The organism is Brucella sp. IR073 (assembly GCF_049065735.1).
Classification (GTDB): domain Bacteria; phylum Pseudomonadota; class Alphaproteobacteria; order Rhizobiales; family Rhizobiaceae; genus Paramesorhizobium.
In genome coordinates, this window is record NZ_JBAKHD010000002.1 from 72,410 (window position 1) to 89,423 (window position 17,014).

Here is a 17,014-nt window from a genome sequence, read left to right on the forward strand (position 1 = left end):
AGTGCGCCGCGCCCCACCAATCGCGCCAGAATGGCTCATTCAGGCGCATAACACCGTTCCAAAGTCCGCAACATAACGCCGCTGCCGACTTCGGTTCGGCTCACGCTCAAGAATGGGACATTTTCTGTCCCTTCACCGCCGAAGGATCGATCCAGCCGATGTTTCCATCGGCCCGGCGGTAGACAATATTGACCTGATCATTGCCGGCATTGCGGAACACAAGCACCGGGCTGTCCTTCAAATCGAGCTCAACCACCGCATTGGCGACACTCATGGTGCGCAGGGACACGGAGGTCTCGGCAACGATGGTCGGCGCATAATCCTGCGGGATTTCCACATCGTCATCATCAGGCACGGGCGCCATCACCCGATAGGCGACGTCGTCATGCGCAATATTGCTGTTGGCGACCTGATGCGACTTCAGCCGCCGCTTGTAGCGGCGCAGGCGCGTCTCGATCCGGTCGGCGGCGGCGTCGAAGGCCAGTTGCGGATCCTGCGCCTCGCCAGTGGTCTGCAGCGTCGCACCAGTGTCCAGGTGTAGCAAGCAGTCCGCCGAAAAGCGGGAGCCGGATTTGACCACCGTGACATGACCGGAATAGCCGCCGTCGAAATATTTGCCGACTGCCTCGCCGATCCGCTCCTCGATCCGGATGCGGAACGCATCGCCGATGTCCATATGCTTGCCAGATACGCGCAGACTCATGTGGTTATGCCTCGTTTGCGTTTCACCTCGTGTCACATCTAACCACAAGGCGCGGTGTGAGCAAAGCGATCCGGCACCTTCATGCCCGGATCATGCGATCAACTTTCCCGTTCCGACATTATCCGCATGATCTTCTCCAAAAGCTGCGCTTCCGGCATCATGCATCAAGCCACCACTGCGTGCAATCTTTCCTCACCGCAACCTGCCGAGCGAGGACATGCCGCGTGTCATCACGCGAGCGGGCTTCTATTTGTTGACATTGGGAAAGTCAATTCAAACTTAAGGAAACCTTAACGGCCTCCTTCCCTGGCTGCAGTTGAAAAGTCCATCAACTTTTCGGGACCCTATCCCGCTTACCTGACCGCGGCGAGCGCCTTCTTCTCCCGGCGCCGCTGGATCGATGAGGGAATGCTCATCGCTTCCCGGTATTTGGCGACGGTGCGCCGGGCAATGTTCACACCTTCGCGGTTGAGGATATCGACAATGGCGTCGTCCGACAATATCGAATCGGGGGTCTCCCGCTCTATCAACCGGCGGATCTGATGGCGCACTGCCTCGGACGAGTGCGCGTCGCAGCCCTCCTCCGCCGAAGCGATGGCGGCGGTGAAGAAATAGCGCAATTCGAAAACGCCGCGCGGCGTCAGCATATATTTGTTGGCGGTGACACGGCTCACCGTCGATTCATGCATCTGAATGGCGTCGGCGACCATGCGCAGATTGAGCGGCCTGAGATGCGAAATGCCGTGGGTGAAAAAGCCGTCCTGCCGGCGCACGATCTCGCGGGCCACTTTGAGGATTGTGCGCGCCCGCTGGTCGAGACTGCGCGTCAACCAGTTGGCGGTCTGCAGGCAATCGGCGAGAAAATCCTTGTCCTGCGGCCCGGCGCCGCGCGCCACGACCGTATAATAATCATGGTTGACCAGCACACGCGGCAGGGCGGCGGGGTTGAGCTCGATCTCCCAGCTCCCGTCGGGGGCGGGCAGAACGTGAATGTCGGGCACGATGGCTTCCGCCGCACCTGCCGAAAAGAGAGCGCCCGGCTTGGGGTCGAGCAGACGAATTTCTGCCAGCATGTCGAGAAGGTCCTGCTCATCGACCCCGCAAAGCCTCTTCAAAGACTGGAAATCCCGCTTTGCCAGCAATTCGAGATTGGCGACGAGCGCCTGCATGGCCGGATCGAAGCGGTCCTTTTCCTTGAGCTGGAGTCCCAGGCATTCGGCGAGATCGCGGGCGAATAACCCCGGCGGATCGAAGCCTTGCAGGACGGCGAGGACCCGCTCGACGCGCGGCAGCGCCACCCCGAGGCGCACGGCCACGTCAGCAAGATCGGCGCGCAGATAACCCAGCTCATCGAGATGATCGGCAAGGTCCGAGGCGATAAGCCGCTCAGCGGGATCGCGCAGGGTGAAGAGTATCTGCTCTTCAACATGTTCCCGCAAGGAAAGGCGGCGCGCCGTCACCTGCTCGATATCGAAGCCTTCGCCGGTGGAGGCATAGCCGTATCCGCCGGCGGATTTCCATTGTGAGGCAAGGTCCGGCGCGATTTCGTCATAGCGGCCGGGATCGTCCGGAAAGACATTTTCCATGGAGGCGTCATAGGCCTCGGCGATGACGCCGGCGTCCGGCGCGCCGGTCTCTTCCAGCCAATCGCCCGCTTCGCCAGGCTCCTCGCGCCGGGGTATCTCGGCGTCACCAGCCTCTATGCCCTCCGCCTCGTCAACGCGCTCAAGCAGTGGGTTCTTCTCGATTTCCAGATCGATGAAATGCTCAAGCTCGATATGAGTCATCTGCAGCAGCCGGATGGATTGCATCAGCTGCGGCGTCATGACCAGCGATTGCGATTGGCGCAAATCGAGCTTTGGCGACAGTGCCATGGCGTTTACGTTTTTTCTCCCCCTTGGAACACAGCTCTCCCCGGCGTTACAAAACTGGTACAAACCTTGCTTGTCAATCGCGAATGCATGAAGGCCCGAGGATGCGGCAGCACCCTCGGGCCTTCATTTCGAGAATTTTCGGCGGAAAAGCCGGTTACACGTCCAGATTAGCCACGCTCAGCGCGTTTTCCTGGATGAACTCGCGGCGCGGCTCGACATTGTCGCCCATGAGGCGGCTGAAGAGAGAATCCGCATCGGTCGCATCGGAAACCTTGACCTGCAACAGCGAGCGGGCATGCGGGTCGAGCGTCGTCTCCCACAGTTGCTCGGCGTTCATCTCACCCAGGCCTTTGTAGCGCTGCATGGTAAGGCCCTTGCGGCCCGCGGCAAAGACGGCTTCGAGCAGCGCGAGCGGCCCGGAGACCACATCGCTCCTGTCCTTGCGGCGCAGCGTCGGTGGCGCGGCATAGATTTCGCCCAAACGCGCAGCAAAACGGTCGAGCTGGCGCGCATCGGCGGAACCGAGCAGGGCCATGTCGAGGGTGGTGACGTCCTTGACGCCGCGCAGCATCCGCTCGAAGCGATAGCCTTCCGCCGTGACATGCCCGGTCCAGCCGCGCTCCGTTTCCTCGGCGATGAGGTCGAGACGTTGCGCGATGGTCCGGGCCGCCTGCTCCGCCCGCTCCGGATCGCTCGCCGCCTCCGGATTGAGCGCCCCAGCGATGACCGCCTGCTCCACAACGCTGCGGTTATAGCGCGTGTGCAGGCCATTCAGCAGCTGGCGCACCATCAGCGCGTCATCGATGATCGCCCGCAGATCGGCCCTCGCCCGTACCTCGCCATTGGCGAGCGCCAGCGTGGCCTCTTCCAGCCCGGATTCGATCAGATATTCCTCGAAGGCCTCTTCGTTCTTGATATATTGCGAGGACTTGCCGCGCGTCACCTTATAGAGCGGCGGCTGGGCGATATAGAGATGGCCGCGCTCGATCAGCTCCGGCATCTGCCGGAAGAAGAAGGTGAGCAACAGGGTGCGGATATGCGCGCCGTCCACGTCGGCGTCGGTCATGATGATGATCTTGTGATAGCGCAGCTTGTCCGGATTGAACTCATCCTTGCCGATGGAGGTGCCAAGCGCGGTGATCAGCGTGCCGATCTGGTCCGACGAAAGCATCCGGTCAAAGCGCACCCGCTCGACATTCAATATCTTGCCGCGCAGCGGCAGGATCGCCTGGTTCTGGCGCGAGCGCCCGCCCTTGGCCGAGCCGCCCGCCGAGTCACCCTCGACGATGAAGAGCTCGGACTTGGCCGGGTCGCGCTCCTGGCAGTCGGCAAGCTTGCCGGGCAAAGAGGTCACGCTCAGATTGTTCTTGCGGGTGATGTCGCGGGCCTTGCGCGCGGCCTCACGGGCGGCGGCGGCCTGGATGACCTTTTCCACCACGATCTTGCCCTGGGCCGGATGCTCCTCCAGCCAGATCGACAAGGCCTCGTTGACGCAGCTTTCCACGACGGGACGCACTTCCGAGGAGACAAGCTTGTCCTTGGTCTGCGACGAAAATTTCGGGTCCGGCACCTTCACCGACAGAATGGCAGTCAGCCCCTCGCGGCAATCGTCGCCGATGAGCGAGACTTTTTCCTTCTTGGTGAGGCCCGAGCTTTCCGCATAGCCCGTCACTTGACGGGTCAGCGCGCCGCGGAAGCCGGCGAGGTGCGTGCCGCCATCGCGCTGCGGGATGTTGTTGGTGAAACACAACACCTTCTCGTGGTAGGAATCGTTCCACCACATGGCGACCTCGACGGTCATGCCATCCTTTTCGCTACGGATATAGATCGGGTCACCGATGACTGAATTCTTGCCGGTGTCGACGTGGCGGACGAACTCGGTGAGACCGCCCTCATAAAACAGTTCCTGCTCCTTGATATCCGCATGGCGGCGGTCGGTCAGCTTGATGCGCACGCCGGAATTGAGGAAAGCGAGCTCTCGCAGGCGGCGCTCCAGCGTCTCGTAATCGAACTCGACCATGGTGAAGGTCTCGGTCGAGGGCAGGAAGGTGACTTCCGTTCCCGTCTCATCGCCGGCATCGCCGGTGACGGCGAGCGGCGCGTCCGGCACGCCATGGGTGAAGCTCATCTCATGGAGCTTACCCTTGCGGCGGATCTTGAGCTTGAGCCAGACCGAAAGCGCATTGACCACGGAGACGCCGACGCCGTGCAGGCCGCCCGAGACCTTGTAGGAGTTCTGGTCGAACTTGCCGCCGGCATGGAGCTGCGTCATGATCACTTCGGCCGCCGACACGCCCTCGGAGGGGTGGATGTCGGTAGGAATGCCGCGGCCATTGTCGGTGACGGTGCAGGAGCCGTCGGGATTGAGCGTAACGGTGACAAGCGTGGCGTGACCGGCGAGCGCCTCGTCGATGGCGTTGTCCACCACTTCGTAGACCATGTGGTGCAGGCCGGAACCATCGTCGGTGTCGCCGATATACATGCCGGGGCGCTTGCGCACCGCGTCCAGCCCCTTGAGCACCTTGATGGAATCAGCCCCATATTCGGAGGATGCGCCGGAGTTTGCTTCCGGTGTCGTCTCGGATATTTCGCTCATGGAAAACTTTCGTCTGTCTGCCGAAAAGAACAGCGCGGGAAGCCCCTCGAATCACGCGCTGAGAATGGCTTCAATATAGGCGCTAAAGCCAGTTTTTCCAAATCTTTGCGGCGATTTTGCGGGGAAATCGCCGCTTCCATGGCCGGAGCGCCGTTGCGTCACTATATTGGCTCGAGAGGGCGGCTAAACTCTGGAGTATTTGTTGATGAGCGACATGACGATGGGCGGCGTATGCAGCAAGGCTGACCGGGACCACCCCTTCATTCCGCCCGCGCCGACCCCACGTGAGAAGCCGGTCGGCCGGCTGGAGCTTATCCGCGTCATCTATCGCAACCCGCTCGAACTCTGGGGCAAGCCTTCCTACAATGAGCCATGGGTGGCGGTGGACTGGCTCGGCACCCATACCATCATCGCCAACGATCCCGGGCTGATCCGCCATGTGCTGGTGGATAATGCGAAGAACTACCGCATGGCAGCGGTGCGCCAGCGCATTCTGCGGCCGATCCTGCGCGACGGGCTGTTGACGGCGGAAGGCGAGGTTTGGAAACGCTCGCGCAAGGCGATGGCGCCCGTCTTCACACCGCGCCATATCCATGGCTTCGCCGAGGCAATGCGGGAGCGTTCCGAAGCCTTCGCGGAACGCTATGCGACGCCGGGCCTCGTCACCGACGTCGCCCGCGACATGACGCTTCTCACCTATGACATTCTGGCGGCGACGCTCTTTTCCGGCGAGATTGCGGGCGAGCCCGGCCAATTCGCCAAGGAAATCGACAATCTGTTCGAAACCATGGGCCGTGTCGATCCGCTCGATCTCCTGGGTGCGCCGGCCTGGCTGCCACGCTTCACGCAGTTGCGCGGGCGGCGCTCGCTCGCCTTCTTCCGCAAGATCGTCACCGATACGGTCGCCATGCGCAAAGCACGGATGGCGAAGGGCGAGAACGTGCCAAATGATTTTCTCACCTTGCTTTTAAAGACCGAGGGGCCAGAAGGCCTCTCCCGAGCCGAGATCGAGGACAACATCATCACCTTCATCGGCGCGGGACACGAGACGACAGCCCGTGCGCTGGGCTGGACGCTCTATCTTCTGGCCGAAGCACCGGGCGAGCGCAAAATCGTCGAGGCAGAAATCGATGCGTTTTTTGCAGGTGGCGGCTATGAGCTACCGCCGCAGGACTGGCTGGCGAAGCTGCCCTTCACCCGCGCCGCTTTCGAGGAGGCGATGCGGCTTTATCCGCCCGCCCCTTCCATCAACCGCGAGGCGGTGGAGGATGACCAGTATCGCGACCTGAAAATTCCGAAAGGCTCCACGGTGCTCGCCATGCCATGGACGATCCACCGCCACCGGCTTTACTGGGAGAATCCGGAAGCCTTCATTCCGGCGCGTTTTTACCCTGAAAATCGCGACAAGATCGACCGCTTCCAGTATCTCCCCTTCGGCGCGGGGCCGCGCGTCTGCATCGGTGCAAGCTTCGCCCTGCAGGAGGGCGTCATTGCGCTGGCGGTGCTGTTATCGCGCTACCGCTTCGATACGGTGGGACAGACCAGGCCATGGCCCGTGCAGAAACTGACCACTCAGCCGGAGGGCGGGTTACCGATGAAGGTGACGCCAAGAAGAGAAAAGAAGGCTTGATTTCCTGTGAAATTTATAGATATATATTTTCATAGGAAATGGAGAGATTGCAATGCAAGGATTCTCTGAAACGCAAGCGCCCTTCGAACGGGCACGGCTTGGACCGGGCCTCTCGCCCCGTGCCGCCGTTGTCGCCAAGGCGCTGATCCGCGCTGCCGATTTTCTCGATATCAGCGGCAAGGAACTGGCCGTCATTATCGGGCTCTCCGAAGCTTCGCTTTCCCGGCTGAAACGCGGAACCGATACGCTGCTCACCGGCAAGCCCTATGAACTGGCGCTTCTCTTCGTCCGCCTCTACCGCTCGCTCGATGCGATCATGGGCGGCGATGATGCGGCGGCCAGCGCTTGGCTGCGTGCGGAAAACACGGCGCTTGGCGGCAAGCCGCTGGAACGGATCAAGACCATAGACGGCCTCGCCCATGTCCTCGCCTATCTGGACGCCCGCCGCGCTGCGCTCTGAGGCGCGCCGGCGCGAGGGGGCCTGCTGGCGGCTGGTGGAGGCGCAGCATCGCGTTTCCACGATGAAGCTGGTCGATACGCTGGACGAGCAGGCGCTTCTGGAGGAAGCGCTCGACGCCACCAAGCCGCCCGTGCCACCGGAATGCCGGCAGCTTGACTATCTGCTGGCCACGCCCTTCCGCTATGGCCGTTATCCCGGCGATTCACGGTTTCGCCGTGCCGGCTATTCGCCCGGCGTCTTTTATGCCAGCGAGGCCATGGAAACCGCCGTCGCGGAAACTGCCTTCTACCGGCTTCTGTTTTTTGCCGAGAGCCCGCAAACACCTTGGCCGCGCAATGCGCTGGAATTCACGGCGTTTCAGGTGAAATTCGCAGGTGATGCAGCCATCGATCTGACCGCCGAACCTTTCGTGAAGGATGAGGCGCATTGGACGCACCTCACCGATTATTCCGTCTGCCTCGCGCTGTGCGACGCGGCGCGGGCGGCGGAAATCAGTCTCATCCGCTACCGCTCGGTGCGCGATCCCAAGGGCGGGGCGAACCTCGCCCTCCTTTCCGCCCATGTCTTCGCGAGCCCGCGCCCGACGCGCTTTGCCACATGGCGGATGGTGTTTTCCGATTACGGTGTCAGCGCGCTGTGCGACATGCCGGAATTGCGGCTCAGTTTCCCGAAGGCGCTGTTTGCCGGCGACCCGCGCGTGGCGCAACGCTAAGCCGCCAGCCTCATATCGATATGCGGAATGCCGTCTTCGCTATATTCATCCGAGACAGGCTTGAATCCGAATGAGCCGTAGAATGCCTGGAGATGGCTCTGGGCGCTCAATTCGGTATCGCGGTCTGGGAAGCGACCGCGGCAATAGGCAATCGCCTCGCGCATGATCTTGTCGCCGAGCTTCATACCGCGATGGCTGGGTGCGACGATGACGCGGCCGATCCTTACCGGGCCATCGTCAATAGGGGAGAGAACGCGCAGATATGCGGCGAGCGCGCCGCCATCCAGCACCCGCAGGTGCATCGCATCCAAATCCTTGCCGTCGAGTTCGGGATATGGACATTTCTGCTCGACGACGAAGACATCGACGCGCAATTTCAGCACGGCGTAGAGATCACGTGGAGCAAGCTCACCGAGCCCGCTCCAGACGAATTGCAATTCCCCGCCGCCTATCAATAGACCACCACAGAGCGGATCGACTTGCCCTCATGCATCAGGTCGAAGGCGGTGTTGATTTCGGTGAGCGGCATGGTGTGGGTGATGAGGGCGTCGATATCGATCTTGCCCTCCATATACCAATCGACGATCTTCGGCACATCGGTGCGGCCGCGCGCGCCGCCGAAGGCCGAGCCTTTCCAGACACGGCCGGTGACGAGCTGGAACGGGCGGGTGGAAATCTCTGTGCCCGATGGCGCAACGCCGATGATGATCGACTCACCCCAGCCGCGATGGCAGCATTCCAGCGCCTGGCGCATGGTGTGGACATTGCCGATGCATTCGAAAGAGAAATCCGCCCCGCCGCCGGTCAGATCGACAATCGCCTCGACCACCTTGTCGCGGCCCACTTCGTCCGGATTGACGAAATGGGTCATGCCGAATTTCTTCGCCATTTCCGCCTTGGCCGGGTTGAGATCGACGCCGATGATCTTGTCCGCGCCGACCATGCGCGCGCCTTGAATCACATTCAAACCGATGCCGCCGAGACCGAAGACGACGACATTCGCGCCCGGCCAGACCTTGGCCGTATAGACCACCGCGCCGATGCCAGTGGTGACGCCGCAGCCGATATAGCAGATCTTGTCGAAGGGCGCGTCCTCGCGCACCTTGGCGAGGGCAATCTCCGGCAGGACGGTGAAATTGGAGAAGGTCGAGCAGCCCATATAATGGAATACCTCGCCGCCATCGCAGGAGAAGCGTGTGGTCTTGTCCGGCATCAGGCCCTGCCCTTGCGTGGCGCGAATGGCGGTGCAAAGGTTCGAGCGCTGCGACAGGCAGGTTTTGCACTGCCGGCATTCCGGCGTGTAGAGCGGGATGACATGGTCGCCGACCTTCACCGAGGTGACGCCCGCGCCCACCTCGCGCACAATGCCCGCGCCCTCATGGCCGAGAATCGCCGGGAACTTGCCCTCCGAATCAAGGCCGGAAAGCGTATAGGCATCCGTATGGCAAACGCCGGTCGCCATGATCTCCACCAGCACTTCCCCCGGCTTCGGGCCGCCGATCTCGATGGTCTCGATGGTGAGCGGCTTGTTGGCCTCCCAGGCGACGGCGGCGCGCGATTTCATGGCGTTTCCCTCTTACGGTTGGTTTGACTTTTCAGTCCCGGTTGTGGCTAGGCTCATGCCCAAATGTCAAATTCAAAAGTGATCCCGCTACCGCAATTGCCCGTGACCGAGGTCTTTCCCGCGCTGGACGAGGCTTTGGAAAGCGGTAATGCGGCCGTGCTCGTCGCCCCGCCCGGCGCGGGCAAGACGACGCTGGTGCCCATCCATTTGCTGGAGGCAGACTGGCGCGGCGAGGGGATGATTGTGCTACTTGAGCCGCGCAGGCTTGCCGCCCGTGCCGCCGCGCGCCGCATGGCCGCGCTCTTGGGTGAAGAGCCCGGCGGTACGGTCGGCTACCGGATGCGGCTTGAAAGCAAGATTTCGGCACGGACGAAAATCCTCGTCGTCACCGAAGGTGTGTTCGCGCGGATGATCCTCGATGACCCCGACCTGAAGGGCGTTTCCGCCGTTCTCTTCGATGAGTTCCACGAGCGCAGCCTCGATGCGGATTTCGGCCTTGCGTTGGCGCTCGACGTGAAGGCGGCATTGCGCGACGATCTCAAAATCCTCGTGATGTCGGCGACGCTCGACGGCGCACGCGTGGCGAAGCTTCTCAGCGATGCGCCGGTTATCGAGAGCGAAGGCCGCGCTTACCCGGTCGATATCCGCTACCGTGACCGCAAGCCCGACGAGCGCGTCGAGGACGCGGTGGCGCGGGCGATCCGCGAGGCGCTGGCGGAGGAGAGGGGGAGCATCCTCGCCTTCCTGCCCGGACAGGGGGAAATCGAGCGCACGGCGCGGATGCTGGAAGACCGCTTGCCAGCGAATGTCATCCTTGCGCCGCTCTATGGGGCGATGGAGGGCCGCGAGCAGGACGCAGCAATCAGGCCTGCGCCTGATGGCAAGCGCAAGGTGGTGCTGGCGACTTCGATTGCCGAGACGTCCATCACTATCGATGGCGTGCGCGTGGTCATCGATAGCGGCCTTGCCCGCCTGCCGAAATATGAGCCGGCGACCGGCCTCACCCGGCTGGAGACGGTGCGCGCGTCGCGGGCCGCTGTGGACCAGCGTGCAGGCCGCGCCGGGCGCACCGAACCGGGCATTGCCATCCGGCTCTGGCATTCCGGCCAGACGGCGGCGCTGCCGCCGTTTTCACCGCCAGAAATTCTGGAAGCGGACCTTTCCGGCCTCGTGCTCGATTGTGCTGCATGGGGCGTGACGGACCCGGCGACACTGGCCTTTCTCGACCCGCCGCCGAAACCGGCTTTGGCCGAGGCGAAGGCGCTTTTGCGGCGGCTCGGAGCGCTGGATGAAGCCGGACGGCTCACCGAGGACGGCGAAGCCATGCGCGCGCTGGCACTGCCTGCCCGGCTTGCTCACATGGTGGCGGAAGCGGGCAAGCGAGGCGAAGCGCAAGCCGCAGCCGAGCTCGCCATGCTTTTGACCGAGCGCGGCCTTGGCGGCAATGACACGGACCTCGATACACGTTCCGCACGATTCCGGAATGACCGCTCTGATCGTGCTAGCCGAGCCAAGGGATTGGCGAAGCGCCTCGCGGCTTCCGTGCCGAACAAGGGTGCGCCCGCCGGGTCCAGCATCGGGCGGATGCTGATCGATGCCTATCCGGACCGCATCGCAAAACCGCGCGGTGCAACGGGGCAGTTCCTGCTTGCGAACGGGCGCGGCGGCGAGGTTGATCCGGGCATATCATTAAGCCGTGCGCCGTGGCTGGTGGTGGCGGACATGAGCGGCAAGGCGGGACGCGCACGCATTCTTTCGGCGGCGGAAATCTCCGAAACGGAGATACGTTCCGCTTTGGGCGAGAAGATAGAAAGCGGCAAACAGGTCATCTATGACCCGGAGAAGAATGCGCTGAGGACGCGGGAGGCGGTGCGCATCGGCGCAATTGCGCTCTCCGAAAAGCCGCTCGCCGCGCCATCTGGGGCCGCCGCCGACGAAGGCGTGATCGAAGCGGTGCGAACGCATGGCCTTGGCATCCTGCCATGGAGCAAAGAAGCGGAAGTCTTGCGCCGTCGCCTCGGCTGGCTCCATCGCGGCCTTGGAGAGCCGTGGCCTTCGATGGAGGACGAGCCGCTTCTTGAAAACTTGGAGGATTGGCTGCTGCCCTTCCTAACCGGCGAAGCGCAGCTCGGCCGCATCCCCGGCCACGTGCTCAAAAACGGGCTGATGAGCCTCGTGCCCTTCGACCTGCAACGCAGCGTGGACAAGCTCGCGCCCACCCATTTCGAAGTGCCGACCGGCTCGCATATTCCGATCCGCTACGATGCCGAAGAGCCTGTCATCGCCGTGCGGGTGCAGGAGCTTTTCGGTCTTGGCACTCATCCTTCCATCGCCGACGGCAAGGTGCCGCTGCTGCTGGAATTGCTGTCACCGGCCCACCGCCCCATCCAGATCACCCGCGACCTGCCGGGTTTCTGGAAAGGCTCCTGGGCGGATGTGCGTGCGGATATGCGCGGGCGTTATCCCAAGCATGTCTGGCCGGAAGACCCGGCCAATACGGAAGCGACGCGGCGGGCTAAACCGCGGGGGGAGTAGAATGATGCTGGAGCACTTCATGCTGAAATGGAAATCTTGGCGGGACAGTACCCCCCTCTGTCCTGCCGGACATCTCCCCCGCAAGGGGGGAGATTACGCCTTCATATATGCCCGGCGCCAATCGCAAACGTTGCAGAGTGGAAACGGAGCGTCGTATCAGCCAATCTCCCCCCTTGAGGGGGAGATGTCCGGCAGGACAGAGGGGGGTGCTACAATGGTATTGTCCTCTCCAAGGAGCGCCCAATGACCCCCGACTTCACCAACCGTGCCTCCTATCTCTCGCGCCGGCTCCGGCTGACGACGCTGGTGCGGCTGCGCTGGCTGGCGATTGCCGGGCAGACGGCGGCTATTCTCACCGTGATGCTCTACCTGGAATTCCCCTTCCCGGTCAGCATCTGCCTGGGGCTGATCGCGGCTTCCGCGTGGCTCAATCTGCTTCTCTCTTTTCGCTACCCGGTCAATCACCGGCTTGCGCCGGAAGCGGCGTTTGCCGTGCTTTCCTTCGACCTGCTCCAGCTTGCCGGTCTTCTCTACCTCACCGGCGGGCTGCAGAACCCGTTCGCGGTGCTGCTGATCGTGCCGGTGGTCATCTCGGCAACATCGCTTCCCGCACGCAGCACCATGGTGCTGGGCGCGCTCGTGATCGTCTGCACCACGCTTCTCGCCGTCTATCACCGTCCCCTGCCCTGGTATCCCGGCATCGAGATGACCCTGCCCTACCTGCTCATCGCGGGGGTATGGTGCGCCATCGTCTCGGCGCTGGTGTTCACCGGCGTCTATGCCTACCGCGTGGCGGAGGAAGCACGGCAGCTGGCCGACGCGCTCGCGGCGACGGAACTGGTGCTCCAGCGCGAGCAGCATCTCTCGGCCCTCGACGGGCTTGCCGCCGCCGCCGCGCATGAACTCGGCACGCCGCTGGCGACGATCGCGCTGGTGGTGAAGGAAATGCAGCGCGCGCTTGGGTCCGACGAGCGCATGGCTGACGATCTGGAGCTGCTGCGCTCGCAAACGCAGCGCTGCCGTGAGATCCTGCAACGGTTGACCAGCCTTTCGAGCGAGGGCGAAGAGCATATGTCGCGCCTGCCGCTTTCCTCGCTCATCGAGGAGGTGATCGCGCCGCATCGCAATTTCGGCATCGCCATCGAAGTCAGCAAGACCGGCGGCGAAGGGCCGGAGCCGGTGGCCCGGCGCAATCCCGGTGTCATCTACGGGCTGGGTAATCTCATAGAGAACGCCGTCGATTTTGCCCGCGCCAAGGCAAGCGTCGCCTGGAAATGGACCGACAGCACGGTGGAGATCATCATTCTCGACGACGGCCAGGGCTTTTCACCCGACATTCTCGACCGCATCGGCGAACCCTATATGACGAGCCGCGAGGCCGGCGCCAATGGCGGCGGCGGGCTTGGGCTGGGGCTCTTCATCGCCAAGACGCTGCTGGAGCGCTCCGGTGCAGACATCGCCTTCCGCAATCGCAGCGAGCCCGGTCAGGGCGCCGAGATAAGGGTCGTCTGGCCGCGCGCGGCCCTGGCGGTTTGAATTACGGTTTGTTAGCCGCATTACGCCTTGCCGAATGCCGGGTGCGTCTAATTGTGCTGGCTATTTGACTTTTTGACGCATGGCATCAATAAGGGGAACGCAAGAAAAAACTTCGTTAGGCCACATGATGTTATCCGAAAGTCCGCGATTTTCGGGGATCATGCTGTAGAGGAAATACCCTGATGGAAGATGCAGATCAGGACAACGCCGCCGCCATCGGCAGCGACCCTTCCCTTCTTCTGGTCGATGACGACAAGCCGTTCCTGCAACGCCTCGCACGCGCCATGGAAGCCCGCGGCTTTCAGGTGACGACGGCCGAATCCGTCGAAGAGGGGATCGCGGCGGTCAGGAATTCCGCGCCCGCCTATGCAGTGGTCGACATGCGCCTTGGGGACGGCAATGGGCTCGACATCATCGAGGCAATCCGTGGGCGCAGGGAGGACACCCGCGCCATCGTGCTGACGGGCTATGGCAACATCGCCACCGCCGTCAACGCCGTGAAGCTCGGCGCAATCGACTATCTCTCCAAGCCCGCCGATGCGGACGAAGTGTTCGCGGCGCTCACCCGGCGCTCCGGCGAAAAGGTGCCGCCGCCGGAAAATCCCATGTCCGCCGACCGTGTGCGCTGGGAGCATATCCAGCGCGTTTATGAGATGTGCGACCGAAACGTGTCCGAAACCGCCCGCCGCCTCAACATGCATCGCCGGACGCTGCAGAGGATATTGGCTAAGAGGGCGCCCAGATAGGGCAATATGGGGAGTAAGGGAATAGGTGAGTAGGGAGGATAGAGCCTATTCCGCTATTCCCCTATTCCCTTATTCGCCTACATCCTCCGGCATCACCAGTCCCGCCAGTTCCGCCAACGTCAATCTCGACGCGCCGATGCGCGCGAAACGAAGCGTCATCGCCTTGCGCGTGGCCGCAGCGAGGCGGTGTTCTGGCGCGTCACGCAGGATTTCAGCACCATAGCCGTCTGAGAGGATGAGGCCGCATTCCTCCGGGAAGATGTCGCGCGGCACGCCGGGATGGGTGGCGAGGAACAGCCGGTCGCAATGGAGGCGATAGTCCGGCCATTTGCGGTCCGCCTTCCAGTCCTCGATCGATGATTTGATCTCGACGATCCAGATATCGCCGCTCTTTGTCAGCGCGGCGAGGTCGGCGCGGCGTCCGGAAGCCAGCGGCAGCTCCGGCAGGACCGCCAGCCCCATTTCCAGAAACAGGCGCTGCACGCCGCGCCGCACCAGCATGGCGTTTTCCGACTGGCGTCCGTCTGCGAGCGGATGGGTCTGGTTGAGGGTTACAATCGGCATTGAAAGGCTCTATTGGCAGGCGCAAACGTCGGAAATGTGGCTTTTTCGCGCCACATCGGCATTTTCGGAAACAAGCCACCGTTGAAGAACTCGCATTATGGTTAACCGTCAGTTAAGAAAACGGTCAATAGGGTCGTGTAACTGGTTTGGGTGATTCGTTCGGAACGATATATTTCGTGAGGGAAAATATATGAATATCAAGCAGTTACAAGCAGCTGCCGCAATACTTGTCGCAGCCGCTCTAGCAGGCTGTACGACAGCCGAGGAGCGCAGCCACATTCTTGCCTACTCCTCGGTAACCGATGCAGGTTACACGCTTCCCGCCATACCTTACGGCAAAATTCCGCCCCAATATCAGCGGCAGATCGTTGACTACCAGACTAGGGAAGCGCCCGGGACTGTCATCGTCGATACCGAGAACAAATTCCTCTATTACGTCATGCCCGGCGGCAAGGCGATGCGTTACGGCATCGGTGTCGGGCGCGAAGGTTTCGGATGGTCCGGCACGGCGCGCGTCGCCATGAAGCGCGAATGGCCGACCTGGACGCCGCCCGCCCCGATGATAAAACGCCAGCCGGAATTGGCGGTCTATCGCGGCGGCATGGAGCCGGGGCTCAAGAACCCGCTCGGCGCCCGCGCGCTTTACCTCTACAAGGGCGGCCACGACACCGGCTATCGCCTGCACGGCACACCGGAATGGTGGTCCATCGGCAAGGCCATGTCGTCAGGCTGCATCCGCCTGATGAACCAGGATATCATCGATCTCTATAATCGCGTGGAAGTTGGCGCGAAGGTGATCGTGAAATAAGGGAGTAGGGGAGTAGGGGAGTAGGGGAATATGTGGGAGCCAAACATACTCCCCTATTCCCGTACTCCCTTGAGGTCACACCGACTCGACGTGCTGCACTTCCGGCACGAAATGGCGCAGCAGGTTCTGGATGCCGTGCTTCAGGGTCGCGGTCGAGGAGGGGCAACCGGAGCAGGCGCCCTTCATGTTGAGATAGACCGTGCCGGTGTCCTTCTCGAAGCCGCGGAAGGTGATGTCGCCGCCATCCTGCGCCACGGCGGGGCGGACGCGGGTTTCCAGCAATTCCTTGATCGTATCGACGATCTCGATATCGGCTTCGTCGAAGAATTCGCCGTCGCCATGGTCCGCGGCGGCGCTTTCCTGCACCGCCATGACCGGCGAACCGGCCATGAAATGCTCCATGATCGTGCCGAGAATGGCGGGCTTCAGGTGCTGCCAGTCCGGGCCGTCCTTGGTGATGGTGATGAAATCATAGCCGAAGAAGACGCCCGTCACGCCGGGAATGGCGAAGAGCTTTGCGGCGAGCGGCGAGGTGCTGCCTGCTGCCTCCGCATCGCGGAAATCGGCGGTGCCCTCGGGCATAACCACCTTTCCGGGCAGGAATTTCAAGGTCGCCGGATTGGGCGTGGTCTCGGTCTGGATGAACACTGGCTTTCTCCCGCGGATCGTTCCTGAAACTAGGCTAAAATAAGGCCACGCCTTAAGCCCGGCAATGCTTCGGACAATGAAGTTTGCGTGAGGTATATAGGCGTGTCACGCCACCGCATCAATGTCTTCGTCGGTGAGGTTATGCGGCACCACCGTGACCGGAATGGGGAAAGCCGCGCCGCGCCCGGCGATCGACTGCACCAATGGCCCCGGCCCTTCCGTGCCCGCGCCGGCGGCAAGCACGAGGATGGCGATGTCCTGGTCTTCCTCGATGAGATTGTGGATCTCCTCGGCGGTCTGTCCTTCGCGCAAGACCAGTTCCGGTTCGAGCCCCTGCGCCTCGCGCACCTTGGCGGCGAATTTATTGAGCGCGCCTTGCGCACGCTCCTCCGCTTCGGCGCGCATGATCTCGCCGACGCCCAGGAAATGCTGGAAATCCGCCGAATCGATCACGAACAGGAAGACGAGCGAGCCGCCGGTGTTCTTGGCGCGGCGCGCGGCATAAGCCACCGCGCGCTCGCACTCCGGCGTCTCGTCGATGACGGCAAGAAATTTGCGGCGGTGTCCGGCTTCCCGGCTGAGACGTTTCGAAACCATGGCGTCAATGTGTCATCGCGCGGCGAAACCTGCAAGGAGGA

At 62.4% G+C, this 17,014-nt stretch carries 15 protein-coding genes; 7 read left to right on the plus strand and 8 right to left on the minus strand.

The window, feature by feature from the left end:
• Positions 1-106 precede the first annotated feature (106 nt).
• The 3 genes from hpf to gyrB all read right to left on the minus strand — a co-directional run bounded on the left by hpf (position 107) and on the right by gyrB (position 5,173).
• On the minus strand, positions 107-703 hold the full coding sequence (gene hpf / locus ACOWVG_RS04190) for a ribosome hibernation-promoting factor, HPF/YfiA family (protein ID WP_420960254.1): 597 nt from the start codon (positions 701-703) through the stop codon (positions 107-109).
• Between the two features lie 353 nt (positions 704-1,056).
• Entirely contained in the window at positions 1,057-2,577 is a 1,521-nt protein-coding gene (gene rpoN / locus ACOWVG_RS04195; RefSeq protein WP_420960255.1) for an RNA polymerase factor sigma-54, read from the minus strand.
• Positions 2,578-2,731: 154 nt separating this feature from the next.
• Positions 2,732-5,173: a DNA topoisomerase (ATP-hydrolyzing) subunit B gene (gene gyrB / locus ACOWVG_RS04200; protein ID WP_420960256.1), complete on the minus strand. Its 2,442-nt coding sequence runs from the start codon at positions 5,171-5,173 to the stop codon at positions 2,732-2,734.
• 205 nt (positions 5,174-5,378) lie between these two features.
• Here gyrB and ACOWVG_RS04205 point away from each other — a divergent pair, with 205 nt between their 5' ends.
• From ACOWVG_RS04205 to ACOWVG_RS04215, 3 genes are read left to right on the plus strand one after another with little or no spacing between them, the layout of a single operon-like run.
• The gene (locus tag ACOWVG_RS04205; RefSeq protein WP_420960257.1) at positions 5,379-6,803 is read left to right on the plus strand and encodes a cytochrome P450; all 1,425 of its coding nucleotides are present in this window, start codon (positions 5,379-5,381) and stop codon (positions 6,801-6,803) included.
• A 52-nt stretch (positions 6,804-6,855) separates the two neighbouring features.
• Entirely contained in the window at positions 6,856-7,263 is a 408-nt protein-coding gene (locus ACOWVG_RS04210; protein WP_420960258.1) for an antitoxin Xre/MbcA/ParS toxin-binding domain-containing protein, read from the plus strand.
• The gene (locus tag ACOWVG_RS04215; RefSeq protein ID WP_420960259.1) at positions 7,223-7,975 is read left to right on the plus strand and encodes an RES family NAD+ phosphorylase; all 753 of its coding nucleotides are present in this window, start codon (positions 7,223-7,225) and stop codon (positions 7,973-7,975) included. Before ACOWVG_RS04210 ends, ACOWVG_RS04215 begins: the two co-directional genes overlap by 41 nt.
• On the opposite strand, the gene ACOWVG_RS04220 is transcribed toward ACOWVG_RS04215, so the two are convergent.
• Together ACOWVG_RS04220 and ACOWVG_RS04225 are read right to left on the minus strand one after the other, a co-directional pair.
• A complete protein-coding gene (locus ACOWVG_RS04220; protein WP_420960260.1) occupies positions 7,972-8,412 on the minus strand; it encodes a GNAT family N-acetyltransferase in 441 nt (146 codons plus the stop codon). The genes ACOWVG_RS04215 and ACOWVG_RS04220 overlap by 4 nt on opposite strands.
• A gap of 14 nt (positions 8,413-8,426) precedes the next feature.
• Positions 8,427-9,539, minus strand: coding sequence for an S-(hydroxymethyl)glutathione dehydrogenase/class III alcohol dehydrogenase (locus tag ACOWVG_RS04225; RefSeq protein WP_420960261.1), 1,113 nt, complete (start codon positions 9,537-9,539; stop codon positions 8,427-8,429).
• Between the two features lie 78 nt (positions 9,540-9,617).
• On the opposite strand from ACOWVG_RS04225, the gene hrpB reads away from it, so the two are divergent.
• The 3 genes from hrpB (at position 9,618) to ACOWVG_RS04240 (ending at position 14,356) form a co-directional block, all read left to right on the plus strand.
• Positions 9,618-12,074, plus strand: coding sequence for an ATP-dependent helicase HrpB (gene hrpB, locus ACOWVG_RS04230; RefSeq protein ID WP_420960769.1), 2,457 nt, complete (start codon positions 9,618-9,620; stop codon positions 12,072-12,074).
• Positions 12,075-12,317: 243 nt separating this feature from the next.
• Positions 12,318-13,610: an ActS/PrrB/RegB family redox-sensitive histidine kinase gene (locus ACOWVG_RS04235; RefSeq protein ID WP_420960262.1), complete on the plus strand. Its 1,293-nt coding sequence runs from the start codon at positions 12,318-12,320 to the stop codon at positions 13,608-13,610.
• Positions 13,611-13,792: 182 nt separating this feature from the next.
• Positions 13,793-14,356 (plus strand): ActR/PrrA/RegA family redox response regulator transcription factor, encoded by a 564-nt coding sequence (locus ACOWVG_RS04240; protein WP_420960263.1) that lies wholly within the window; start codon positions 13,793-13,795, stop codon positions 14,354-14,356.
• Positions 14,357-14,425: 69 nt separating this feature from the next.
• On the opposite strand, the gene ACOWVG_RS04245 is transcribed toward ACOWVG_RS04240, so the two are convergent.
• Entirely contained in the window at positions 14,426-14,920 is a 495-nt protein-coding gene (locus ACOWVG_RS04245; RefSeq protein WP_420960264.1) for an MmcB family DNA repair protein, read from the minus strand.
• 190 nt (positions 14,921-15,110) lie between these two features.
• Here ACOWVG_RS04245 and ACOWVG_RS04250 point away from each other — a divergent pair, with 190 nt between their 5' ends.
• The gene (locus tag ACOWVG_RS04250; protein WP_420960265.1) at positions 15,111-15,728 is read left to right on the plus strand and encodes a L,D-transpeptidase; all 618 of its coding nucleotides are present in this window, start codon (positions 15,111-15,113) and stop codon (positions 15,726-15,728) included.
• Between the two features lie 75 nt (positions 15,729-15,803).
• Here ACOWVG_RS04250 and ACOWVG_RS04255 read toward each other — a convergent pair whose 3' ends face one another.
• Together ACOWVG_RS04255 and ACOWVG_RS04260 are read right to left on the minus strand one after the other, a co-directional pair.
• Positions 15,804-16,376 (minus strand): NifU family protein, encoded by a 573-nt coding sequence (locus tag ACOWVG_RS04255; protein ID WP_420960266.1) that lies wholly within the window; start codon positions 16,374-16,376, stop codon positions 15,804-15,806.
• A gap of 105 nt (positions 16,377-16,481) precedes the next feature.
• Positions 16,482-16,973 (minus strand): universal stress protein, encoded by a 492-nt coding sequence (locus ACOWVG_RS04260; RefSeq protein WP_420960267.1) that lies wholly within the window; start codon positions 16,971-16,973, stop codon positions 16,482-16,484.
• Between the last annotated feature and the right edge of the window lie 41 nt (positions 16,974-17,014).